Source organism: Elusimicrobiales bacterium (genome assembly GCA_041651175.1).
Lineage (GTDB): Bacteria > Elusimicrobiota > Elusimicrobia > Elusimicrobiales > Elusimicrobiaceae > JAQTYB01.
In genome coordinates, this window is record JBAZJT010000026.1 from 1 (window position 1) to 25,108 (window position 25,108).

The following is a 25,108-nucleotide window of genomic DNA, read 5'->3' on the forward strand; positions in this document are numbered from 1 at the left end:
CATTTCCAGCGTCATGGCTTAGTTTACGAACGACAGAGCGCAAACGGACGATTTCAGCGCGGTTCAGGCTCATCTTGTGTTGGAAACGAGCATTCCTTCAGGCTCATCTTGCATTGGATAATTCTGGAATTTGCAGTGGGCGTTCAGAAAAGGTAAAATTACTCATTACTACATGTGGGGATGCGCTTAAATCCAGACTTCGAACGCAGAGGACCAATGCACAAATTGACATTGCACGCGATTGCCAAAGTGCTCGACATATTGCAAAAACCATTCCTGACCAACGAGGAGGAAGACCCCTCCAACCGGGTCCTCTTTGAGTTCGCGGACATCGTAAATGCCATGCCCGACGCCAAAATACTGGAAGTCGGCTCAAGAAACGTAACCGGTGAAACCCATAAGAGAAGAAATTGCTTCCATAATCAGGCCGGTTATACCGGATTTGACGTGCTGGCCGGAGAGAATGTTGATATCGTGGGCGACGCGCATGAACTGTCCTCATATTTCTCAGCGAATTCATATGACGCGGTCATGGCGAGTTCCGTGTTCGAACATTTGCTCATGCCATGGAAAGTCGTTCTGGAAATGAATATTGTGCTGAAAAAAGGCGGTTATTTATACATATCCGTGCCTTCTATCTGGCCTCCCCATGAATTGCCTTGTGATTTTTGGCGTTATCTGCCGAATTCGTTTGACGGGCTGTTAAACAAATATACCGGATTTAAAATACTTAAAACCATCGAAGGTGTGCCTTGCCGGGTGGTTTCGCTCGCCGGTGACAAAGGAACACGCAACCACATCCTTTACAAACAAAACCAGCATGTCGCATTGATAGCGCAGAAAATCGGAGATCCCGACCAGAACTTGAAATGGGATGTCAAGCTTCAAGATATAACAAGTTGCGCCTATCCTCATTGAGCCCGTACCGGAAATCTTAACCTGAATGTTTCAGTTGGTTGCGAGGGCCGAGGCGAAAAAGCGCGAAATAATGCCGAACAAAATTATCCGCGCGCGCCTCACTGCGCGAAAGGATAATTTTGTGAAGGCAGTATGAAGCGATTTTTCGCCGAATCCCGCAATCCAACTGAAACATTCAGGTTAATAATTACATAGCGGAGAACGCATTAAAACGTTCTCCGCTATTTGCGGAATAGTATCAGTGGTCAATCTATTTTACGCATAACAATCCGGACGTTCGCGGTCCCCGTTGTTGTAAAAATGGACATAGAGAAAGCGTATGCGCCACCTGTCCATCTCCCGCCAAAGAAAGTCGTGTTGGTATTCACATAAGTTTGCTGCTGGCCTGTGTGCAAAATATACTTATTAGGACCTATGTAAAACCGGATAGTACAACTCATTGCATTGGTGTCGCCAGAGCACAATTTGCCATCTGAATTAGACGTATAACCATTGCCCGCGTTATTATTCGTGTCGCTTTCAGTGAATCCAGCTCCGTTATATTTGGCGGAAGAATCAGAATTGAACCGATATCGCAAATCGCCCCCGGAAGTAACCCCGATAATTGTCATCTCATATGTGCCCGTGGTAAAATTAACCGCGTAAGTACCTGTTGACTGCCCGACCCAATTGTTGGATATGAGCACCTGCGGTAAAAATGCCGGATACCCATCCACGAAAACATTCCCTTGCGAAAACGCCGCGGTGGACACAAATGTTTTTGTCCCGGAAACAGTTTCCGTTGATGCGGCGGGAGAAGCCCATTGCAATACTCCGGGCGTCAGCGATTCTCCAAGATATTGCCCATTGCTTCCTTGCGTTGATGGCATGGTGTAGGGCACATTATTGAGCGTAAGCGTTCCGGAAACGGTCGCCGTGGCCGCAGCTATGCCGTAATCAGCCTTGATGCTGCCATTGACTTCAAGTTTCTCTACCGGGTTTGCCGTGCCAATGCCGATACTACCGCCATTTAACTGATAGCCGCCCGCGAATCTGGCCCCGAAAGTGTCGGTGGAGGTCAGAACGAAGTCCGCGTCCTGCGAATCGGAAACGGCAAACGCGCCATTTGCCGTGGCTTTCGCGCGTCTGCCCGCCGCGAAAGAATAGGAACCGTATGCGGTATTGTTTTCCCCGCCCGGCACCGTGGCGGAGGTACCGGACGCAGTGTTGGAATAGCCGCCACCCACTGCGGCGTTCTCGGCGGAAGCGGTGTTGAGATTGCCCCCGCCTACGGAGACGTCTATTCCCGAAGCCAGGTTATAATAGCCTCCGGACACGACCGCATCATAATTGGAAGCCGTGTTATGGTAGCCGCCGGCAACCACCGTTCTTATCTGGGAAACTGTGTTGTTGCTTCCGCCGGAAATGACCGCATCGTTAGCGTTTGCTTGATTGTACGCGCCTCCGGACACAACGGATTCCGTGGCGGTAACGGAATTGCCATTGCCGCCGGATACGACCGAATCCGCACCGGAAACAGAATTGTAATAACCACCGGACAACACGGAACTGTTTCCCGAAACCGAATTATGGTATCCGCCAACCAGAACCTCGTAGTCGCTTCCTGTTGCGATGTTGTTGCTTCCGCCCGCTATCACGGAATCCCCTGTGGACACCGTGTTGTATTCGCCGCCGGATATCACGGATTTCGTGCCGGAAACGCTGTTATTATTGCCGCCGGATATGGTCGAATAAGCGCCGGAGTTCGCGTTAACATAACCGAACACGAAGGAGTAATTCTGTATTTGCGCGTCATTCCACGCGGAATCGTACACCGTCCCGGCCCTGAACGCCGCCTTCGCAGGAATCCACATCAGCCGCGTTCCCGCGCCGGACACGGGCGTTGAACCGTTCGTTCCATTAACCAAAACGCTGCCGCCGGAAACTGCCAAACCGGCTCCAGTAATCGTCAGTGACGAATTTGCTACCGTAACGCTTTGTGAGGAGTCTGCATAAATCTGTGATTTCGTTACGGTTACGGAATCGGTGTATACCGGGACGGAACTTGCAGTTCCGCCGGATGTGTTCAGAACATCGGCGTGCGCAACCGCGCACGCCAGCAGGAGGTACGGAATAGCTGCTATTTTCATATTTTCCCCGTAACGACTTTTTTGACCGTGTTTTTTTCGCGCATGGTTTTCGGTTTGGCCTGCCCGGCTTTGCGGAATTCAGCGAGTTCCTTGCGCTGCTGCACACGCAGGGATTCTACGGCCTTGGCATGGGAAAGCGTCAAATCTTCCAGTGATTTGAGCACTTCGGCCTTGTCTTTGCCGCGTAGCTTTTCACGCAGAGCATTGACTTCCTGAATTTGCACATTGCGCAACTGCATTACGGCAACCGCGTGCTCTTTAATCAAATCCGCATCAGTTTTTGCCGAAACAGCAGCTATTCCCGAACATATAAGCAGGATGGAAAAGAACACCGTTCTTGTTCTCATTCAATCCTCCCCAAGGATTTAGCAACCATGATTGGAAGCATACTAGTTTTTTTGGAGTACCTCCAATCGGTTTTCAACGCGATTGACACCGGCGGGGGGGGTTTTGTACAAAATCAGAAAGGACCGGCACACGGCCGGCGGCAGTGCAGCGAACATGTCTAAGGAGAGATATCATGAAATCAGGCAAAACGGGAATTTTCGTTGTGTGCGCGGCAGGCGCGGCAATGGCCATGCTTTCCGCCTGCGGTGGGGACAAGGCAACGGTCCAGAACGCCAGCCCGATAGCGGCCCAGGCCCCGGAATGGGTGAACAGGGGCGGCGCGGCATTCGCCGGCAAGGACACAGGCAAGTATTTCTACGGGGTGGGCATGGTCTCCGGCGTGCAGAACCGCGCGCTGGCGGTAACGGCGGCGGACCAGCGCGCCCGCGCGGCGATAGCCGAGACTCTCTCCAACTACGTCGCCAGGCTTACAAAGGACTACATGGCCTCCACCACCGCCGGAGCCATGGACAAGTCCAGCGAGGAGCAGAATATCTCCTCCACTCTGAAAGGCTTCACCCAGATAACCCTCAACGGCGCGATAATCATAGACCACTGGAGAGACCCCTCCGACGGCACCATGTTCTCGCTTGCCAAGCTGGACATGGCTTCCGTCGCGCAGACGCTTTCCGAAGCCAAGGAACTGGACGCCAAGGTGCGCGATTTCGTGCGCGCCAACGCCGACAAGGCCTTTGATGAGCTTGGCGCCGCGGAACAGCAGAAACACTAACCTATGAAAAAAGCATATCTGATACCCGCCGCCTGCGCGCTGGCGCTGGCCTGCGGCTGCGGCACCTCGGTGCAGAGAATGGACGCCAACGAGGTAAAAGACGTCAGCGGCGCATGGAACGACACCGACTCGCGCCTTACCGCAGAGGAGATGATGGCAGACTGCCTCTCCCGCCCCTGGTACGACAACGCCAAAGCCCAGTTGGGCAAAACGCCCGTCGTGGTGGTGGGCACGGTCGGCAACCAGAGCATGGAGCATATCAACACAGGCACCTTTGTTGAGAACCTCCAGCGCGCGCTTATAAACTCCGGCAAGGTGAATTTCGTGGCCGGAAAGGCCGAGCGAACCGACATCCGCCAGGAACGGCTGGACCAGGACACCAACGCCTCCGACGCCACACGCAAGGAGCACGGGCAGGAAACCGGCGCGGATTATATGCTGACCGGGGTCCTCAACTCCATCAACGACAGAGAGGGCGGCAAGGAAATCGTATTCTACCAGACCAACCTGAAACTCATAGACGTCAAGACCAGCCAGATTGTCTGGAACGGCGAGAAGAAACTCAAGAAATACGTCAAGCGCGCCAAGCATTCGTGGTAAACATGCGTCCGGTTCTTGCGGCGGCCCTGTGCGCGTGCGCGGCATTCATGTGCGCGTGCGCGGGGCCGTCGCGCGCATACAAGACAAAACTCCAGGGCCAGATAGCCGCCGGCAACTACGACGGGGCCATCGCGGAAATCAACGCCGCGAAAACAAAGGAATATTCCAAAAAGAACTCCGTGCTCTACCATCTGGATTTGGGGATGGTGGAGCATGACGCCGGGAAATGCGAGCAAAGCGACGCCGATTTCGACGCCGCCGAGGCGCGCATGGACGAGCTTTACACTAAAAGCATCTCCCGCGCCGCCGGCACGTTGCTGATAAACGACAACACCACCGAATACGCCGGCGAACCGCACGAGCGCGCGCTGCTCAACGTATTCCGCTCGCTTAATTTCATCTGCCTGGGCAGGCTAGATGACGCCGCCGTGGAAGCGCGCAAGGTCGCGTTTTATCTGGACCATCTGCGCCAGGCGCGGGGCGGCAAGTACAATTACCGCGACGACGGTTTCGCGCAGTATCTGGCCTCGCTGGTGTTTTCCGAGACCGGCAAGGCCGACGACGCGCGCATTTGCATGGCCAACGCCATGAACGCCTATGCCGCATACCCGGCGGGGTTTGCGATGCCAGCTCCGCAGCAGGCCGCCCCCCCCGGCGGGGGAAACGGCGAGATTGTTTTCTTCCATTATAACGGGATGGCTCCTGCGAAAGTGTCCAGAACCTTCCAGGTGGCATGGAACGACGCGGTCATAGCCATGCGCGCCTCCGGCGACGCGGAAGCCGGGGGCGCCCGCGTCAAAAACGCGCTGGACGCCGGCATTCTGGGCAATGCCATAACGGTTTCCTATCCCGAATACGAGGATATGCCCTTCATAATAAAATCCTCCGAGGTTTCAGCGGACTCCGCGGCGGTTTCCGCCAAAACGGAGGTTGTGGAAAACATAGCCGCAATCGCCAGGGACGAGCTTGCCAATGCCGCGGCCGCGCAGCGGACGCGCATGGTGGCGCGCGCGGCAATCAAATACATTCTGGCCAAAGCTGCCGAGCAGAAAGCCGAGCAGCAAAGCCAGGGGCTGGGGCTGCTGGCAAAGGTGGTGGCCGGAGCGGTTACCGCCGCAACCGAAGTGGCCGACACCCGCTCCTGGGCCACTCTGCCGGCTGAAATACGGATGGCCCGGCTGGAACTGCCGCCGGGCAGATACGATTTGAAGCTGACGTTCCGGGACGCTTACGGCAATGCCGCCGCAAGCGATGTTATGAGGGGGGTGGAAGTCTCGCGCGGAAAGCGGACATTTGCGCATTACCGCACCGCAAGATAATTCACGGAGGATAGCATGAAAAGGGCGATAATTTCTCTTTCGGCGGTGGCGGCCATGTGCTGCGCCGCGCGCGCCATGGACAAGCCGGACTGGGTGGACGGGCAGAGCCTGGAATACCCGCGCGCCAGGTACGTAACCGGCGTAGGTTCCGCAGACGACCGCGCCTCCGCCGAGGATCGCGCCCGCGCGGAAATAGCGCGCGTGTTTTCCACATCCGTAACCGCGACCAGCACCATAAGCGAGAGCGAAAGCAAGTCCTCCTCCGCGGGAGCGTCATTTTCCCAGCAGGTGGGCGAGACGGTGCAGACCGCCTCCAAAAAAATGCTGGAAGGCGCCGAGATTGCGGAGGTCTGGCAGGACAACCAGACAAAACGCTATTACGCGCTGGCCACTCTGGAAAAGGCGAAGGCCGCCGCCATCGCCTCGGCCAAGCTGGCGGACCTGGACGCCCAGATAAAAACATGGCGAGATTCCTACGAGCAGGCAAAGGACCGCCCGGTAAAGATAAAATCCGCGCTGAAGCTGTCGGCTCTGTTTGGGGCGCGGGCGGATATCGTCTCCGAACTGCGGGTGCTGGACGCCGCGCCCGCGGCGCAGGATGACGCGCAGTTCGCCGCCAAGGTTTCGCAGACAATTTCCGGCATAACAATCGCCGTTTCCGCCAAAGGCGAAAACGGAAAACAGGTGGAGACCGGCATCATCGGCGCGCTGACAGGCATGGGCTTTGCCGTGCGCAAGCCCGGCGGCGACAGCAAGGACGCCGACATAATCGCCGAGGCCGACGTCTCTTCGGAGACTTTGGCCGCGGCGGACTCCGACGGCTGGAAATGGGCGCGCGGCACGGCCACCGTCGCGCTCAAAGACGCCGCGACAGGCAAGGTGTTTGCGCAATTTGAGGCGTCGGAAAGGCAGGCATCCTCCGCGCAGGAGGAAGCGGCGCGGCGCAGCCTGGCCGCCGCCTCCAGGTCCGCCGCCGAGAAAACTGCTTCCGCTGTAAAGTCTTACTTTGAGAACCAATGAAACTGGCTGCCATTCTGCTGCTGTTGTGCCGGCCCTGTGCCGCCGTGGAGCTGCCGGCGGACGCGCGGGCGCGCGCGCGCGCGGTTTGCGACATGGCGGCGGAGTTTCTTCAGCGCATAAAGACGCAGGCGATAGGCGAAAGCTCCGTGGCGGCGGTGCGCAGCGCGAACCCGGACAGAAAGCAGGCCCGCGCCGAGGACGAATTGTCCCAGGCTGCCTCGCTGCTGCGGGACAGGACGCTTTACGGCGCGGCGGACCGCCGCGACGAGGCCCTGCTGCGGGCGGCATACCGCGCGCTGGCCGTAACATACATGGCCCGCGCCGTGCCCTCCGCCGACAGGCAGCTGCAGGACGAGATAACCGATAAGCTGCGCGGCTGGTCGCTCTTTTACAGCAGGGACGGGATGCCGGATAAATTGTCCGGTTGCATTATGTCTTCCAGCAGAAGGCTGTCCCCGCAGGCGCTGATGCAGGCCGGCTGGCGGGATTATGCCAGGGACATCGCCCTGCGCGCCAAAGGCGCCCCCGGCATGCCGGGCGGCGCGCGCGCAAGCGGCGATACCGCCTCGCTGGATGAGGCGCTTGCCTCGCTGCTTCGCGTATGCGAAACCTCAACCGGCGCGGACGCGGACAGGGCGCAATGCCTTTATCTGACAGCTCTCGCATACGAGGCGCTTTCCATGGCGGACTATTCGGCCAGGCCGGAGGAACCGGCGGTTTCATCCGCGCCGGCGGCGGGGGAGCCGCAGCCAGCCTCCACGGCAACGTTTGCCGCGGCGCCGCCGCAGGCCGCGGAAACGTCCGGGCCGCAGCGGTACTCCCCGGATTTTGACCCTAAAACCGTTTACCGCAAGGATTCGCCGTCCGTGGTTGCGATAATATGCTACGGCGACAACGGCTACGGAGATATCGGCAGCGGCAGTCTCATAGACGCATCGGGCCTGGTGCTTACAAACGCGCATGTGGTGATACAGGATTCCACCGGCAAGCCGTACCCGCGCATAGAGGCGTATTTCAAGCCGCTCACCATGACCGGCGACCGCGCCAGGGATCTTGCAAATCCCGCAAAAGTTGCAGTGCTTAACTGGGACGCCGCGCTGGATTTGGCGCTTGTCCGCGTTGACGGAGCGCCCTCCCGCGCGCGGCCGCTGGCGCTTGGCGATTCTAGCGCGGTATCCGTGGGCGACCGCGTGGCGGCCATAGGCCACCCGGAGCAGGGCGGATTCTGGACGCTCACCACCGGAGTGGTAAGCGCGGTGGTTTCCGGCATAGGCGGCGCGGCGGGAAAAGACGTTTTTCAGACCGACGCCAGCATAAACCGCGGCAATTCCGGCGGGCCGCTGCTGGACGCGGCGGGAAATATAATAGGCGTCAACACCCTTATGGCCCGCCGCGCAAGCGACGGAATGGCTATAACAGCGGTCAATTTCGCCATCAAGTCCGAGGTGGCGCGCAAATGGCTGGAGCAGAACGGCGTCAAAACCTCTTTCGCCGCGCAGACGGCGGCGTCAAACATCAGGACGACGGCGACCGAGAGCGCCGCCGCGCCGCTGACCGAAAGCAAACCCTATGACATTGACGATATGCTTGACGAGCGCGCCAAAGCCATGAAAGACATGGAAAACCTGGAGCGCGAAATGCGCGGCGAAATAGACAGGCGCGCGGGGAAGAACTGATATGGGCCAGGCGGGACTTTTATTCAATCCTCAGTCGCGGGTGCAGTCCAAGCAGCATTCCAGCGTTTCCTCGGAAGACATAACGGCGTTCTTTGAGCATATGTCCACGTTGCTTAATTCCGGCGTGCCGCTGCTGCGCGCCATAACCCTCGCCTCCGAGCAGGCGGAAAGCTCCACCTTCCAGAAAGCGCTGCGGGATATCGGCAAAAAAATCTCCGGCGGGTCTTCGTTTTACGAATCCGCTGCGATCTACCCAAAATACTTTCCCAACCAGGCCATACAGCTCATCCGCACCGGCGAGCAGAGCGGCCAGCTGGCCCCGCTGCTGACCAAGCTAAGCGAGGATTTCAAGAAACGCGCGGCCATAGGCAACAAAGTCAAGTCCGCGCTGATTTACCCGGCCATCATGCTTTGCGTGGCCGTGGGGGCCATCTTCATAATGCTTTGGAAAGTTATCCCGAACTTCGCGCAATTTTTCCAGGATTTCGGAAAAAAGCTGCCGCCTGTAACTCAATTCGTGCTGGACGCCTCCAACTTCGTGCAGGGAAACTGGTATTACATGATAGGCGGCGCGGGAGTCGCGTTTTTCTCGTTCCGGGCTTTTGCCGCGACGGAGTTCGGCGCGCGGCAGGTTTACGCGTTTGCGATGTCAATGCCGATACTGGGGGAGCTGGTGGTGCAGTCCGCCATGGAAAGCTTCTCAAGCAATATGTCGCTGCTTATGAAAAGCGGAATGCCCATGCTGGAGGCCATAGCCTCCACTCAGGAGACGATGAGCGCCAATCCCCTCTACCGCGACGCGCTCAAATTCGTGCACCAGCGGGTTTCCACCGGTTCGGACCTGGGCGGCTCGCTGCATGCGACGGGTTTTTTCACCAATCTGGCCGTGGGCATGGTGAAGATGGGCGAGGAATCGGGCAAATTAAGCGACGTGCTGGAAGTGCTGGCGATATATTACGCCGACAAGGTGGAAACCCTCACCATGCGGCTTACCGGTCTGATGGAGCCTGTGATAGTGATAGGCATGGGCGTGGTGGTGGCCGGAATGCTTGCTTCCGTGTATCTGCCCATGTTCCAGTTGTCCGGCGGATAGCCGTTACAGCGACAATTCCGCCGTCCGCTTTTTTTCCGCCAAAGACAGATAGCGTATCGCCGCAGCCATAACCAGCAGCCCCGCCCAGTCCTGCGCGGACGGGAATTTACCGCCGAAGAACCGCCATGTTAAAAGCGTGGCCGCAGTCCCCGCCACAAGCGAGGTAAGCCTGTTCACCAGCCCCGCGAAAGTGGCGGTGCGGCCCTTGAACATGAAAAGAAACACCGAGAAAAACGCGCTAACCCCATAGACCATTCCGGCGGCCATTGCCTGTTTCCACAGCGGATGCGGATTGCGCAAACCGGTCTGGAACTGCGATACTGCGCTGCCAGCCTCCGCAGGGGACGCCAAAAGCCATGCCGTCGCAACAGCCATAACCGCTATGGCCGCTATCTGCTCTATGGCGAAAAAACCCTTGTTGTCCTGCGGCGTGCCGGGCGGGCGGGTGTTCTTGTAATAGTTCATGATGTATATCCGCACCGCATAGGCGGCTATATAGCAGGAGAGTATGCACAGCGCCGGGATATTTTTGACAAAATTGAAATCCCCGCATTTCGCGCCGGACAGCTGTACCGCCACCGCGCACAGCGCCAGAGCCATGGCGATGTTCTCCTCTGGATAGACCTTTTTGCGCAGTATTCCCTGCCGTATCTGGACTGCGTCCACCAGCCGGCTGATAACAATGATGCTGGCGCGCATTATCACCATCGCCACCATCACCGAAATAGGCAGCAGGTACATCAGCGTGGTCGTGGGAATGACCACGGCGGTGCAGAAACCTGAGGGGATTATGTAGAGATATTCCGCCGGGACATCCAGCCCGAATATGCGGCGGGTTCCCGCCGTCTTAAGCCTGTGCCAGCCCAGCGAGAGCGCGACCGCAACGCACAGCAGGCTGCCGCCCCAGGTGCTGTAGAGGGTGTATGCCGTCTCGTTCATACCGGCGGGGCCGGTGAAATACTTCACCAGCACGCCGGTTACCACATACAGCCCGAAGTATCCGCCGCACAACTGCAAAAGCCGGCTCGTGGAGCCGTCCTCGGTCGCGCCGCAGCAGGCGGCTTTAACGGAATTCCACATTATTATTGAGCCTCAAGCACCAGCCACTCTTCCGAAAACCCGGCAACGGCTTCCCTGAAAGCCTTGTAGGCGGGATACTCGGCGGGGGGGATTTCATTGCGCTCGCGGCGCAGCTCGTCGCTGAAAACAATCTCGTTGCCGTCGACGCGGCAGGCGCCGCTGTATTTCTGGCCCGCCGCCGCAAAAGACACCGCTCCCGGCAAATTATACACCCTGTATCCCGCCGGCAGCTTGAGCCTTATGACATTGGCCTGGCGCGAAACCGTATGCCAGAAAAAAGGCAGTTCGCGCTCTGTCTGGCTTTCGTTTGCGGCGGAGTATTTCACTCCCGGAAACTTCAGCAGCAGGTATTTGCCGGCCCTGAGCGCATAGTTTTTAATTGCCGTTTTCATGGAGAAAGCCAGGTTTTTTGAAAGGTCGTCCAGATTCTCCATCCGGTAGCTTTCAAGCCTGGCATTGGAATGCAGCGACTGGGCGAAGGCTTCTGCCGCCTTGTCCAGGTCTTCTTTTTTAAGATTTTTCATGCTGCGCATGGCGGCCTGAAGCTGCCCGGTCATACGCTCCGCAAACAGGCCGGAAAGCCCGCCGTCCCTGTCCAGGGCAAGGCTGGCCGAGGTTTCCTCGGATTCCATCTCCGGCGCGGACAGGGGGACCGAAAACAGCGGCTCCTCCGTCCCGCCGCCCAGCACGAGCAATCCGCTTGCGCCCTGCAGCTGGGGCGGAATTTCATTATAGCGGCGCACATCGTCCTGCGGGGCCAGCAGCAGCCGCCCGCTGTCGGTATCAAGCAGGACAGCTGCCGCGTCAAACTGCCGGATATTGGGCAGCGACGGCTCGAAAACCGCGTCCTTGCCGCACATATAGGCGAATTGCGGGTTCAGCCCCGCCGCATAAAGCATTACATAGAGCATGAAAGGCTTGTCCAGGGCGTTGCCGGCCTTCCGGCTGAATATCTCGTCCGACGGTTTGGGGATATAGCTGTAGTCCGCCACGGGCACGGGCTGGTACTTTATTTCCCTTGCGACCCAGTTATAGAGCGTCTCCGCCTTTTCCAGCGCGGTCTTTTTGCCGGAGACCAGTTCCTCCGTTTTTGCCGCTATTTCCGGCGTAACAACCATCCGGCGGCCCGCAAGAGGCGACAGCGCGGCGCGCACATTTTCCCAGGTGTCTGCCAGCGACAGCTTCAATTGCGGCGCTATGCGCATAAGCGGCGGCGACAGCGGCTCGCGCTTGTATGACGGAGTGTTTTCCAAAGTCCATGTATAAGCCGTCCTGCCGCCGGATTGCGTTACGGAGGGCGCGGAGTTTTCCGGCATGTTAAGCTGCTTCCAGGCAAGCGCCAGCCCTTCCGGCACGGAGACGGTTACGACGGTCTTGCCGTACGGCTCGTAGTCGCGCAGCGGAATTGCCGCAAAAAACGGATAGGTGGACACATACTGCGTGTCCAGCCTGTATTCAAAATCCAGCAGCGATCCGGTCTGCACATTCGGCACGGCGAATTTAAGCGTCCTTGCCCCGGAATAGGCCGGATACTGCACATAAGCCCCGCCCTCCATTATTGAAATGTCGTTTACGAAGGATACGGAGGAGTCTGTCACGGAATAGCCGTAGCTGACGGCGGCGTGACGTATATCCGGCAGATAATTCAGCGCCGCAAAAGAGGCGGGGCTTTTGCCGCGCTCGCGCAGCACATACGGCACGGAGCGGGCGGAATACGAGTAGCTTTTGTCGGGGTTTATGTCTATGCGGACCTGCCGGAGAACGGTGAAATAGCCGTCGTCCGGGAAATCCGCGGCGCGGGGCGGCGCCGCCAGAATTCCCTTTATAAACCCGTCCTCCAGCGGAGCGGACATCGCGCCGGAGTATTCCTTCACGAACTGGATTTTAAGAATATCACCGCGCTTGTATGACTGCGTTTTCCCGCCCGAGTTTACGGAGACGGAAGCCGCGTCCAGCCCGGTTATGGTTCCGCTTATCTCGCTCCCGTCGTTGAGATAGAGCATGTCCGCGCGCGCGGCCTGAGCGAAAACGGCCAGTATCAGAAGCAGTTTTGACATAAAGTCTCCTATTTCACCCGGAAGAAAAGCTGGTTTTTGGTGTATTCGGCGGCGCGCTCCACGAAAGCTTTGTAGGAGACGTAGCCTTCCGCTGGAATTTCCCGCGCGGGCCGCTCCCAGGAAGCGGAGCAGACCACCCTGGCGCCGGATTTCTTTTTACACTGCGCGGAGAATGAACCGAACTCGTTTTCCATTTTTATTTTTTCCGGCAGCGAGATTATCTCGTAATTCGGCGGCAGCGAAACGGTATAGCTGAAATACCTGCCCATTGAAGTCATGTCGGTGTCATAGCGTATGGGATATTTCCGCCGCGCCTGCGCGATTTCGCTTATGCGGAACTGCTCTATCTCGAAATCAGGCAGCTTGAAAATCCGTATATTGCCGGCCTTCTGCGGATAATCCTTGACGATGTATTTCATTTGCAGCGAGAACGGTTTTTCCAAATCCTCCGCGTTGTTTACGGTCCAGCTTTCCAGCTCCGCGCGCGGAGAAACCGACTTGGACATCATCTGGAAAGTTCTTTTCTGTTCCTCCCGCTTCATGCGGCGGTAATGGCCGCATAGCGCGCCTTCGCGCGCGCCCGTGTAGCGGAAGGTCTCCGAAACCGCCGTGTCGCCGTTTGAGGAAACGGCAATCTCGTAATCATAGAAAGAGCCGTTGTCTTTCGGCGCGGGAACCGGCACGAAATCTATTTTTTTGTCAAAAAACGCCAGCACCTTCACGCCGTAGTCAAAGCCCGCGACTTCGGGATAGCGATAGTCGTAATTGGTGGAGTCCAGAAACACTTTTTTGCCGTCCACCACGGCCAGCGTGATGGAATGGTCAAAACCGATTTGCGGGATGTCAAAATCGATTTCCGCCATGTTGTTTGTGTTTATCCATAACGGGGTCGCCTTTATTCCGGCGACGCGCAGCATGGCGGTCAGCAGCAGCGATTTGTCTATGCAGCAGCCCCATCGGCGTTTCCAGGTCAGGTTCGCGTCATAACCGCCCCAGCCGGAAGCCACGCCGGTCTTGAGGGCGATGTAGCGGATTTCCTTCTGCACGTAATGGTAGATTTTTGCGGCTTTCTGTCCGTCGGTTTTAGCGCCTTTGACAAGCTCCAGCGTGAACCGTTCCAGCTCCGGCGAGGGTTTTGTCCGCTCCGCGTAAAACTGGTTGGCCCAGTCAAAAATAACATCCCAGCTTTTGAAAAGCGAGCCGCGCACAACCGGCGCGACGTTTTCATAAGGCGGCATTTCCGGCTCTCCCGACAGGGGAGCCACGTCATCCAGCCGCCAGCGGTATGTCCGGGAGGAGGCGGTTTCCGTTATCTCCGGCTCGCCCGATTTGCCGGGCATATTGCGCGCGGAATGGAAAAACTCCCGCCCCGCCGGAACGGTTATTTTCGCCTCGGAGCGCAACACCGGCCCCTCGCCGTCCTGAAAGCCCCAGAAAGGGAAGAAGAAATCTTTTCTGAAAGGGTTGTGCTCCTCGTTGAGTATCTCGTAATCCACGATGGAGCCTGTCTGCACATTGGGCATGTCGTACTGGACGCACACGGAGCCGGAAATGAAAAACGCGCTGCCGGCGTCCTGCGGCCTGGTGGTTTTTATTTTTCCGGGGTCCAGCGTGTAAATCTGCCCGTCGGGGGAATAGACATTGGCCTTCAGTATGGAAACGCGTTCCCTGCCGTCGTCTACGCATTGGGAGACTGAGCCCCAGCGCTGCAGCAGGCTCTCCTTGAGTATCTGGCGCACCATATGGGCGCGGAAAGACCGCGTCCCGTCGGGGTTGAGAGTGTATTCCCCGTAATCCAGCAGCACAAGCCCGTTTACGCCCGGATATTTCGCCGCAAGCCCGCGCGCCAGTCTAAAGGACTGTGCGGCATCCTTTTTGTCCTGCTCCGTAACCGGCGCGGCGGCCCCGGCAGCGCCTTCCCCGGAGGAAAACCGTATTTCCGCCGCGTCGCCGCGCGCGACGGGCGGATGCCCGCTAAAATTGATGGCTGATGCATCAATGGAAGAAACAGCAGCTTCAAATTCAGAGCCGTCGCGCAGCCGAAGAGTCTCCGCGCCGCAATTTTGCGCCGCCAGCAGAAATACAGCAGCCATAATTTTCATATGCCCTCCGCCTTGAAACTGTTCAGAATTTACTCCGCGCCAGACGCAGGCGCAACCGCCTTTTCTGCGGCGAAACAGGAATTCCGGAAAGGTCCTATTGCGAGCCGGACCACTGCAGCGGACGCGCCCGCAAATGCCTGCAGGTGGGATACTGATAGTCGCAGCCCTCTTCCGGGGTTTTTGCCCCCAGCGACTTAAGCAGCGCAACAACACGTTCCGGCACGGACGTTTTGCCAAAAACCGAAGACAGCACCCCGGAACGTTTTACGGATTTTTCGTCTGTAACGCAGGCTTGCGCGTAGCACAGCGCGGTATTGCCGTGCCTGTCCCTGGCGTTGATATCCGCGCCTTTTGCCGCCATTTTCCGTATAAGGGTTTCTATTGCGCGGAAATCCGGCGTTCGCCCGGACAAACTCCCATGGCCCAGCGAGGCGGCAAACATGAGCGGGGTTTCGCCGCTTTTATCCCTGGCGTTTATATGAATTTCATCGCTTTCCAGCAGCGTCATGGCCCCGTCCGCGCCGCCATCCAGCAGAGCCTCCATCAGCACGGTGCGGTTGAAATCGCTCTTGTTGCGGTAATTCACGGTCTCCGGACGCGACAGGAAGCGGACGGCATCCTGCATCACGGCTGTATTTCTGGCAGCCAGCGTCAGCGCCGTGCTGCCGTCATTGTTGCGCGCATTGATATCCGCGCCCTTGGAAAGCAGCATCTCCGCCGTTTCCCTGAAAGGCTTCGCCCCCGCCTTCGGAATCACGCCGAAAAGCCCCTTGCCGCGTTTTAGCCGCGCGCTTTCCACCGCATACATCAGCGGCGTCATGCCGTAGCCGTCCCTGCTGTTGGCGGAGCGTTTTGTCAGCAACTCTTCCAGGACGTCCGGGGCGTAATATTCCGCGGCGTAATGCGCGGCGGTTTTGCCGGTATAGGAATCCCGCATGGCGGCATTGGCGCCGGCGGACAGAAGGACGCGCGACATGGCGGCATCGCCTTTCACCGCCGCTATCATCAGGGAGGAAAGCTTGGCGTAAGTGCGCCCGCCGTTGTCCCACAAAACAGTGTCAGAGGAATTGATTTTCGCCCCGCTTGTTATGGCCTGGGCCGCGGCTTGGCAGTCGCCGGCCAGCACGGCTTCCGCCAGCTTCTTGTCGCAGGCAGGGCAATGGCGCGGTTTGGGAGGCAGAGAAACCGAGCCCCGCCGGGATTTCAGCTTTCCGAACGAGGGGAGCTTTCTGCCCTTTTCGTATGCGTCGGAAGCCCTCACATCCGTTGCCGCGGTTTTTACGGTTTTTGCGGACTCTGTCCCGGCAGCCGGGAAAGCAACGGCTAATATCCAGCCGGCGGCAATTGGCATGACTCGGTAAACAAAACCCCAACTCATAGCGGCTACAGTATAGCACTTATTGAACCGGACACAACCCCGGATTCACAACATTTTCAAAATCGCGTCCTGAAATTTGCTATACTGAAGCATCGTGCAATTCTAGGCTTTTGGCCCGTTCGTCTAGCGGCCTAGGACGCTGCCCTCTCAAGGCAGAGACCACGGGTTCGAATCCCGTACGGGCCGCCAGATTTTTCCATAGATATAACCGCGAACCGTGAGCCGGGTATCTCTGCCCTCACCGGCATGCAATATTCTATCGTCCCGCCGTCCCTATCTTTATCCACCTCAATTCGTTTTATCCACTGGCGCAGGAACGCTTTTGATTCCGTCAGGCTGCTGGTTTGCGGGAATTCCTGCACCTCTTTGGTGTAACCCGCTATGTCGGTGTCAGAAACCGTCCAAATATCGCGTTCTTGGCGTTCTTTGAGCGCCCTTAAGGATTCCTCCAGTCCTGCTATCTGTGCGCGCAGGTCTTTGATTCTGGGCGCAAGGTCGCCTAATTCCAAGTGGCCTGTCTCCAGCGTATTATGAGCCTGTTGCGAAACGGCTGAACATTCCCCCGAATATTGATTCCCCTGCCGCCCGCGCATAAAATATAATATCCCCGTCGCCGCCTCGTCGGCGAAAGAACAAAACCCTGCAAATACACCGGGGGAACCAAAGGACCTTCATAAATTACGATTTGAACACCATCGTAAACCCGGAAATTGCAGTTGGTTGCGAGAACCGAGGCGGCAGCTGGCGCGGACAGTCCGACGCAGAATTTGACGAGCATACCCGCAGGGTATGTAAGGAAAATTATGCACAGGAATGTCCCGCCAGCCACCGCCGAATTCCGCAATCCAACTGCAATTTCCGGGTAAAGCGGGACCATGCGCTGCGCGTCGTAGATGAAATGATAGGCGGCGGTGTATAAGGTGAGCGTGGCGGAAATGATGGCAAAAGCCGAGGCTGTGGCGCAGGGCGCGGAGCTTGGCGAGGCGGAGAGCGAATTGGACGCGGTCGCCCGCGATTTCCAGCGGCTAAGCCCCGCCGAGAAAGAGCAGCTCAAGACGTTCCTCAAGTATCTGCTGGAAAGGGACAAGTCAAAACGAGGCCTAAAATAGGGATTATGTGTTGGTTTTGCCGGAAAAGACGTTCAGGACAGATGCCGCATCCGGGCGGCATCGGAAAATCCAGCGTGACCTTGCCAGCCGTTATGTCATGCTCGCATCGGCGTGTGATCCATGCTGGTCTGCAAGCCAGCATCACCTAAAAACGCGGCTACAGCGGCAAAAGTCCGAAACAGCATATTTAGGTTAGGTGTTCGGTCGGTTAGCGGAAATTCTTCCAAGCCGGGACCGTGCTGGCGGAAACCGGCCCGGCGCATCTGCCGTGTTTAACTGGTGCAAGCCTTGCCGACTTATTCCACGCGGATGATTTAGTGTGCAACCACATAACTACCGCCCATACATGGGCGGGTGTTTTCGCTTTGGCACCGACGACAGATCCGAACTAATAACATTGACGTGTCCGAATAATGGGTGGAGATAATGGTGTGCGCGTTGACTCTCCTCCATATTTTCGGTATCATACTATTAAGTTAGGTCATCTCTATTGCGGTGATCGATTGCAATCAGCTTGTCTTTGGGGGAATGAATACAGGAATGATGAGTTGTTGCGCTATGCGATCCCGGCTGAACTGCGTTTCCAGCAAAAGCGTCAGACGCTGGTTTTTTTCTGCGTGCAAATGCGCGGCGGCAGTGATTTTGCCGGCATTTTTCCTTTCCGATGTTAACGCTGCGTCAATAAGATGGATTGGCGGAAGCGGCTCGTGGTCGGTTGCATCAAACTGGAGCGGCGGAGTTGTGCCGACTGCGACTGACGATGTGACCATAGATTCCGCAGTAACCGTAACAGCCAGTGGCGCGCCTATTGCTTTCCAAACTTTGACGCTTGGCGGAACCAGCACCCCAAAATTGGCGCTTTCAACAGGCACTTTAAGCATCGGCGCAATTACAATCAATAACAATGCGGTTTTGGAACAGAACAGCAATCCCCAGTTGGTTTTCTCGGACCTGACCATAAATTCCGGCGGCAAGTTGACGCATACTGCAAATATCAGTGCGAAACAGTATTTTATCAATATTAGGACTACAGGTGATTTTACCTTACAGTCCGGCGCCACGGTATACATGGACGGGTTGGGGTACACTGGTGTTGTCGGCGGTGCGGGTAATGGTCCGGGCGGAGGCGCAGCCGCTTCTAACAGTCAAGGCGGAGGTGGCGGACACGGGGGTAGTGGTGGTGACAGTGATTGGTTGGAATTAGGTGCGGGCGGAAGCAGTAACGATAGCTTATTATTCCCTGTGGATTTGGGAAGTGGTGGCGGTGGCGGCGTTAATTCAAACATTGGCGGCAGTGGGGGTGGATTGCTGATAGCCAATATCGGGGGTGTGGCGCACATAGACGGGTTAATCAGTGCGAACGGTACAGATGGCAGTAGTAGAAATGTTACAGCCGGTGGCGGGGGGGCTGGCGGGGCTATCAGCATCAGTGCAGATTCTATTTACGGCAACGGTGTGTTGCAGGCGAATGGCGGTAATAAAGGCGTTGTGGGTGCGGGGGGCGGCGGAGGCGGCGGAAGAATTGCGGTGGGCGGGCTATCGTGTCCTAAAAGCATTGATGTTTCCGTTTTTGGGGGGACCGGATACCATAACGGCCAACCGGGGACCGTGTATGACAAAAATTTTTATCCTCCGGCTTTTGGCGCCATGGCCAGCACCGGAAGCCTGATGTGGAATTGGACCGATGCTGGCGCGTCAAATTATCGTGTTATTTCGTCCACCGGCGGGAACCTGTCGCCTTTGCTTGGCGGCGATGTGTTATCTTTTTCCGAGGGCGGGCTGGCGGCAAATACGGCTTATACGCGCAAACTGACCGCGTACAACTGCATCTCCTCCACCACGACCGACGCAACTTCGCGTTCCACGCTTGCGCAGACGGTGACATTCCCGGCACAGCCGGTTCTGGAATCTTTCAGCGGGTTTATCAAGGCCTCCTGGAACGCTTTGCCAGCTTCGCCGCAGACGGCGACGGCGGAGGGGTATGTGCTGGAGGCGTCTTCCACCAATTTCGGCGCGCTGGCCCCGGGCGGGGTGGTTTATTCGTCGGCCACCGGCAGCATAGGCGTCAATGTCCTTAAGGTTTCCGGCCTGGACTCGCTGACTACCTATTACCTTCGCGTGGGTTCGCTAAACTGGGACGGGGTTGCCAATTACGCGTTAATGGGTTCCACCGTGACGCCGAATTTCATACAGCCCGGGCTTGCCAATCCGGTGTATACCGCTATAACCGAAACGGCGGTTTCCGCCCAGTGGACCGCGAACGGAAACCCCGCAGGCACTTTGTATTCGTATGAAGCCTCTATGGAACCGTCGTTTTTTACCATATTCTCGTCGGCGACTTACAACACATACGGGACAATAGACGGCCTTTCGCCCAATACCCTATATTATCTGCATGTTAATGTCAGCGTGGAAGGCTCCTCCGGGCCGTACACGGCTCTCGGCTCGGCCATGACGCTTTCGGTGAGGCCGTCCGGCGCGTTCGTCTCCGGCATTACCGCCAATGCCGTTACGGCAAGCTGGACGGAACTGCCTGTAAGTCCCAGTTCCGCGTCGGCAAGCGGTTTTGTGGTGGAAGCGTCCACTACCGGTTTCGGCGCGCTGTCTCCGGGCGGGGTTACCTTATCGGGGGCGGTTGCGGCCCCGTCCGCGGCATCGGCCTCGGTGGGCGATTTGCTTGCCAACACCACATACTACATACGCGCCGGTTCCATCAACAGCGCCGGCGCGACGAATTATGTTCTGCTTGGCGCGGTTCAGACCTCGCGCAACGGCCCGCCCGGTGATCCGCATGTGAACGGCGTATCAGCCGGCGGCGTGTCGGCCGAATGGACCGATATCAATGCGGATGCTTATGAGTTGCGCGCCTCAAGCGCCGGCTTTGCGGCGGGAACCGCGGTGGCGAGCACATTTACGGCTGTCGCGCACAGCACGCAATTGCTGCTCTCCAATCTGCTGCCCAATACTTCGTATACATTCCAGGTTGGCGCGGTATTCGACGGGGCTACTTATTACGCGCTTGCCGGCTCTGCCATCACGTTCGCCAATACACCGGCAGGCGCATGGGGCGTTCCGCTGTCCACTTCCGCCATCTCCGCCGGATGGGAGCCGAATTCCAACCCGGCGGGAACGCGGTATGCGCTTTCATATTCCACGGCGCCAGATTTCTCGGGGCAGTTGCATGCCATGCCGGTGACGGACAGCACCCATACCATTATAAGCCCGCTTGTCTACAACACCACGTATTATTTCCGGGTGCTGGCATATAATCAGCTGGACTTGCCGTCCACCGGATATGCCTTCGCTTCAGCTTATACTCTGGATATGCCGCCGCCAGCGCCGCCTGTCATATCATCGGTCATAACCGGCAAAGGCGGTGCGGTCGGGGTGAGCTGGCAGGCTCCGCCGGAGGCGATAGAACATTACAGGATTTTCCGCGCGACCTGGGCGTTTACCGCGCCTTCCGGCGCGCAATTGCTGAACGGCAATATATCGACGTTGAGCCATATGGATACGCCTCCTGCCGATGGCGGGTATTATTATGCGCTCACCGCGGTGAGCATATACGGCAAGGAAAGCGCTCTTTCCGCTCCGGCGGGCGGCATTTCGGACCGCACCCCGCCTGCCGCCCCGGACGGGCTTGGCGCCATCGCCAGCATATTCGGCAAAGAGGTGTATCTGGACTGGACGGCCTCTTCCGGCGCAGCATCTTATAACATCTACCGGGCCACTTACGAAGCGTCCGGTATAGAGCTCCTCGCCCCGCTGATAAGCGGAACCACGGTTTTATCGCTTACCGACAGACCGGCGGACGACGCGGTCTACAGGTATTTTGTTACCGCGCTGGACGTGCCCGGCAACGAAAGCGTCTCATTTTCTTCCGCGGCGGTTACATACGACATTCATCCGCCGCTGATAACGGTCGCAGGCATAGCCGCCAACGCGCATTATAACCATGATGTCCATCCGTCGTTTGCGGTGTCCGATTTCAGCTCTTATTCGGCGACGGCCGCTCTTAACGGCGTTCCATGGGTGGCCGGCTCCACCGTAAGCGCGCCGGGTGCGTATGCCTTCGCCGTTTCCGCGGCGGATTATTTCGGCAGCACCTCGTCGGTATCCGTCGCGTTTACTGTGGATAAGTCGTCGCCTGCCATATCCATAACATACCCGCCGGACGGCGCCATTATCAACGGCAATGTTACGGTGGTTTATTCCTCCACGGACGATTTCACCGCAGCCGACAGGCTTGTTGTACGCGATTCACAGGGCAGGCTGCCGCCGTTTGTGTATTCAGCCGAGGGCGTGCATATTGCCAGCTTTACCTGCACGGACCTGGCCGGCAACAGCGCGACGGCGCAGGCGGTTTTCACTATAGACAAAACTTCGCCTACCGCGGTGTCGGACCTTGCAATCGCCCAGATAACTCCCGGCGGGATGGTATTGCAGTGGACCGCTCCGTCCGACGCTGTAAGCGGAACTGCCGGTTATATTCTGGCAACCGCCACATATGCGCTGACAGCCGCCAATTTCTCCTCCGCGCAGGTCATAGCGGGCCTGCCGGCTCCGCTTCAGGCAGGCGCCACGGAAACGTTCACGGTGCAGTTTTCAACCGCGCAGACGCGTTTTTTCGCGCTGGAAACCAGGGATGCCGCCGGGAATGTATCTGCTGTGTCCAACCTTGCTTTCATCGATATGGACGGGCCGGTCTTTTCCGCGTTGACGCCGTCCGCTTCGGTCAGGATTTCCAGGCCGACGGTCGTTTCCGTGCAGGCGGCGGATATATCCGGCGTGTCCGGCGTGGATTTCATCCTGGACGGCGTGCTGGTTTCCAGCAGTTCCGCCGCGCCGTATTCTTTTTTCTGGAACACGCTTGCCTATGCCGACGGGGAGCATCGGCTTGTTATACGTTCCACCGACACTATCGGCAATGCGGGCCAGATGCAGGCGCTTTACGACCTGCGCTATGCGCCGCCGGCGACCCCGGTGGTAACATATCCTTCCAATAATTTCGGCACCACCAGCCCGTATATAGTGGTAACAGGCGCCGCGGAGCCCGGCATCACGGTGGAGGCGCGGATCGACGGTTTCGCCGCCGGCACGGCCGTTGCGGCAGCTGACGGGTCGTTCCAGTTGCCGGTTACGCTGCCCGACGAAGGCACGCATTCGCTGGCGGTTGCCGCCGGGGATTCGGCGGGGACAAGCGCGCCCAGTTCAGCGCTTACGGTTTATTACAACATCAGCGCGCCGCCCAATCCGGCTGCGCTGACGGCGGCTTCGCTTCCCGGAGGGCATGTAGGCCTCTCCTGGTCCGCAGGCGACGGCAAGGCCGCGTCCTATTACAATGTATACCGCAGCACTTTCGCGGCGGCGTTTTCCCCATCCGCTGTTCCGTCGCTTGCGTATCTTGTGGCGGGCCGCGTCGCGGCGGCGGCTTACAACGACTTGCCGCCGTCGGACGGGGTTTACTACTACGGCGTAACCGCCGCGGATTTGAGCGGCAACGAAAGCGGCTCCGGCGACCCTGCGGCCGCCCTGTCGGACCGGGTTGTCCCGTCAGCCGCGGTGGCCGTCGGCGCCGTTCCTCCGCTGGGGCCGGGCAGCTATGCCGTTACGCTGACGCTTTCAAAGGCGCTGGCGTCCGCCCCGATACTGCTTTTCGCGCCCGCGGGGCAGGGGGTGGCGCCGGTGGATCTTTCCGCCTCCAGCCCGACTGTCTGGACCGGCACCGTTACCGTGACAGGCGCCATGCCTTCCGGCGTCGCGGGCTTCAGTTTCCAGGGAACGGACCTCGTGGGCAATACCGGCCATGCCATAACCTCCGGTTCCGCGCTGGAGATAGACACGCAGGGCCCCGGCGCGGGCATTGCGATATCCCCGGTTTCGCCGGTCAGGGCGGGAACGGTAACGGTCAACGTGACGCTTACCGAGACTGCGGTTTCCACGCCTTCCCTGTTCTGCGTATTGCCGTCTTCCGCATCCCTGCCGGTAATCCTGGCCGGCGGCGGCAGGAACTGGCAGGGGCAAATATCCGTCCCGTCCGGCGAGAACGGGACGGCGTATTTCGTCTATTCCGCAACGGATACCCTCGGTAATATCGCGTCCGCCGTTTCCTCCGGCGCAACCTTTATTGTAGACACTACCCCTCCCGGCGCGCCGCTGTTTGCCCGGGCCGTATCGCAGAAAAACGGCGCGGTTCAGCTTTCATGGAGCGCGCCGCTGGGCGAGGCTCCGCTGCATTACTCGGTATACCGCGGCAGTATCCCGGTTGCCGTTGAGTTGCAGCCAAAGCCGGACGGCAGCGGCGCGTATTCCGAAACCCTGCCCGATGGCGACTATGTCTACTATGCCAGCGCAGTGGACGCCGCCGGAAACGAAGGCCAGCAGTCCCAGCCGGCGCATGCCATGGCGAAGGCGTCGCTGCCCGGTGCGCCGGAAGATATATCAATAGGTTTCAACGAATACGGGCGCATAGAACTCGGCTGGCAGGAGGCTTATGACCCCGCGGTTACCGGTTTCATGATTTACCGCGCCACATGGGTTTTCGCCTCATCCGCCGGGATAGCGGCGGTCGCGGCCAGCACCCCGCCTTATATAGACACTCCGCAATCCAACGGACAGTACTATTACCGCGTAAGCGCGGTGGATTTTGCGGGCAACGAATCCCCGCTTTCGGTTTCAACGGATACGTACTGGGGCAAGGCCCCCCCGGTGGTGACGATAGGCGGGGTTTCCGACGGCGGGCTTTACAATCATGCGGTTAATCCGGTTTATTCCGCATCGGATCCGGCTTTGGACACGGCCACGGTGTCGGGGCTGCTTAACGGCCAGCCTTTCGCCTCCGGCGCGGGAGTGTCCGCGGACGGGAATTATACCCTCAGCGCGTACGCGGCCAATTTGTCAGGCGTCGGCTCAACCCAGACCGTGCATTTCACGCTGGACATGACGCCGCCCCAGCTTTCGGTGGACGGCATAGCCGAAGGCATGACATATAACGCCGCAGTGCTGCCGCTGGTTACCGCTTCGGATATAAGGCTGGCTTCGGTGAGCCTGAACCTGGACGGCTCGCCCTGCGCTTCCGGCGTTCCGATAACGGCCAACGGCGGACACACGCTCATCGTAACCGCCGGCGACCTTGCCGGCAATACCAGCACGTCAACGATACACTTTACCCTGAATTTGCCTCCCGCCGCGCCGCAGAATGTCGTGTTTGTCTCGCAGGAAGGCGCCGGCGCGCTGATTTCTTGGACCGCCCCCGCCGCAGGCATGGCGGGATACCGGGTTTATAAAGACGGCGCGCTCGCCAGCCAGGGCCTTGTAACTGCGGCCCAGTTCAGCGACCCGGCCTATGCGATGGGAGCCGCCGCCGTCTACGAGGTATCGGCTGTTGATTCCGGCGGGCAGGAAGGCGCCCGCGCCCGGCTCCAGTTGCCGGCGGTGTCGTTCGGCATGGATTCTTTCGGCTCAAACATAAACGGCGCGCAGACGCTTTCGCGCGGGTATTTTGATACCG

At 58.3% G+C, this 25,108-nt stretch carries 16 protein-coding genes and 1 tRNA gene; 10 read left to right on the forward strand and 7 right to left on the reverse strand.

Annotation, left to right across the window (positions count from 1 at the left end; genetic code table 11):
• Positions 1 to 216: 216 nt before the first annotated feature.
• Positions 217 to 918 (forward strand): methyltransferase domain-containing protein, encoded by a 702-nt coding sequence (locus WC421_10755; GenBank protein MFA5162713.1) that lies wholly within the window; start codon positions 217 to 219, stop codon positions 916 to 918.
• Positions 919 to 1,163: 245 nt separating this feature from the next.
• Here the strand turns inward: WC421_10755 and WC421_10760 are convergent, their stop codons facing one another.
• On the reverse strand, positions 1,164 to 3,047 hold the full coding sequence (locus WC421_10760) for a hypothetical protein (GenBank protein ID MFA5162714.1): 1,884 nt from the start codon (positions 3,045 to 3,047) through the stop codon (positions 1,164 to 1,166).
• Positions 3,044 to 3,394, reverse strand: a complete 351-nt coding sequence (locus WC421_10765) for a hypothetical protein (GenBank protein MFA5162715.1) — start codon at positions 3,392 to 3,394, stop codon at positions 3,044 to 3,046. The genes WC421_10760 and WC421_10765 overlap by 4 nt, the downstream gene beginning before the upstream one ends.
• A gap of 173 nt (positions 3,395 to 3,567) precedes the next feature.
• Between WC421_10765 and WC421_10770 the strand changes: the two genes are divergently transcribed.
• From WC421_10770 to WC421_10795, 6 genes are read left to right on the forward strand one after another with little or no spacing between them, the layout of a single operon-like run.
• Complete coding sequence (locus tag WC421_10770) at positions 3,568 to 4,164, forward strand: hypothetical protein (GenBank protein ID MFA5162716.1); 597 nt, start codon at positions 3,568 to 3,570, stop codon at positions 4,162 to 4,164.
• Positions 4,165 to 4,167: 3 nt separating this feature from the next.
• Positions 4,168 to 4,764: a penicillin-binding protein activator LpoB gene (lpoB, locus tag WC421_10775; GenBank protein ID MFA5162717.1), complete on the forward strand. Its 597-nt coding sequence runs from the start codon at positions 4,168 to 4,170 to the stop codon at positions 4,762 to 4,764.
• A 2-nt stretch (positions 4,765 to 4,766) separates the two neighbouring features.
• The gene (locus tag WC421_10780) at positions 4,767 to 6,083 is read left to right on the forward strand and encodes a hypothetical protein (protein MFA5162718.1); all 1,317 of its coding nucleotides are present in this window, start codon (positions 4,767 to 4,769) and stop codon (positions 6,081 to 6,083) included.
• Positions 6,084 to 6,098: 15 nt separating this feature from the next.
• Positions 6,099 to 7,103 carry an LPP20 family lipoprotein gene (locus WC421_10785; GenBank protein MFA5162719.1) on the forward strand — a complete coding sequence of 335 codons (1,005 nt, stop codon included), beginning with the start codon at positions 6,099 to 6,101 and terminating at the stop codon, positions 7,101 to 7,103.
• On the forward strand, positions 7,100 to 8,779 hold the full coding sequence (locus WC421_10790) for a serine protease (protein ID MFA5162720.1): 1,680 nt from the start codon (positions 7,100 to 7,102) through the stop codon (positions 8,777 to 8,779). Before WC421_10785 ends, WC421_10790 begins: the two co-directional genes overlap by 4 nt.
• Position 8,780: 1 nt before the next feature.
• Positions 8,781 to 9,872 carry a type II secretion system F family protein gene (locus tag WC421_10795; GenBank protein ID MFA5162721.1) on the forward strand — a complete coding sequence of 364 codons (1,092 nt, stop codon included), beginning with the start codon at positions 8,781 to 8,783 and terminating at the stop codon, positions 9,870 to 9,872.
• Positions 9,873 to 9,875: 3 nt separating this feature from the next.
• On the opposite strand, the gene WC421_10800 is transcribed toward WC421_10795, so the two are convergent.
• From WC421_10800 to WC421_10815, 4 genes are all read right to left on the reverse strand, one after another.
• Complete coding sequence (locus WC421_10800) at positions 9,876 to 10,952, reverse strand: hypothetical protein (GenBank protein MFA5162722.1); 1,077 nt, start codon at positions 10,950 to 10,952, stop codon at positions 9,876 to 9,878.
• Positions 10,953 to 10,954: 2 nt separating this feature from the next.
• Positions 10,955 to 13,009, reverse strand: a complete 2,055-nt coding sequence (locus WC421_10805) for a DUF3857 domain-containing protein (protein MFA5162723.1) — start codon at positions 13,007 to 13,009, stop codon at positions 10,955 to 10,957.
• A gap of 8 nt (positions 13,010 to 13,017) precedes the next feature.
• A complete protein-coding gene (locus WC421_10810) occupies positions 13,018 to 15,102 on the reverse strand; it encodes a DUF3857 domain-containing protein (protein ID MFA5162724.1) in 2,085 nt (694 codons plus the stop codon).
• A gap of 103 nt (positions 15,103 to 15,205) precedes the next feature.
• Positions 15,206 to 16,462 carry an ankyrin repeat domain-containing protein gene (locus tag WC421_10815; GenBank protein ID MFA5162725.1) on the reverse strand — a complete coding sequence of 419 codons (1,257 nt, stop codon included), beginning with the start codon at positions 16,460 to 16,462 and terminating at the stop codon, positions 15,206 to 15,208.
• A gap of 139 nt (positions 16,463 to 16,601) precedes the next feature.
• On the opposite strand from WC421_10815, the gene WC421_10820 reads away from it, so the two are divergent.
• Together WC421_10820 and WC421_10825 are read left to right on the forward strand one after the other, a co-directional pair.
• A tRNA-Glu gene (locus tag WC421_10820) sits at positions 16,602 to 16,678 on the forward strand.
• A gap of 737 nt (positions 16,679 to 17,415) precedes the next feature.
• Positions 17,416 to 17,598, forward strand: a complete 183-nt coding sequence (locus tag WC421_10825) for a hypothetical protein (protein ID MFA5162726.1) — start codon at positions 17,416 to 17,418, stop codon at positions 17,596 to 17,598.
• A 509-nt stretch (positions 17,599 to 18,107) separates the two neighbouring features.
• Here the strand turns inward: WC421_10825 and WC421_10830 are convergent.
• Positions 18,108 to 18,617: a hypothetical protein gene (locus tag WC421_10830; protein MFA5162727.1), complete on the reverse strand. Its 510-nt coding sequence runs from the start codon at positions 18,615 to 18,617 to the stop codon at positions 18,108 to 18,110.
• A 649-nt stretch (positions 18,618 to 19,266) separates the two neighbouring features.
• On the opposite strand from WC421_10830, the gene WC421_10835 reads away from it, so the two are divergent.
• On the forward strand, positions 19,267 to 25,108 hold a 5,842-nt coding region (locus WC421_10835), incomplete at its 3' end, for an Ig-like domain-containing protein (protein MFA5162728.1).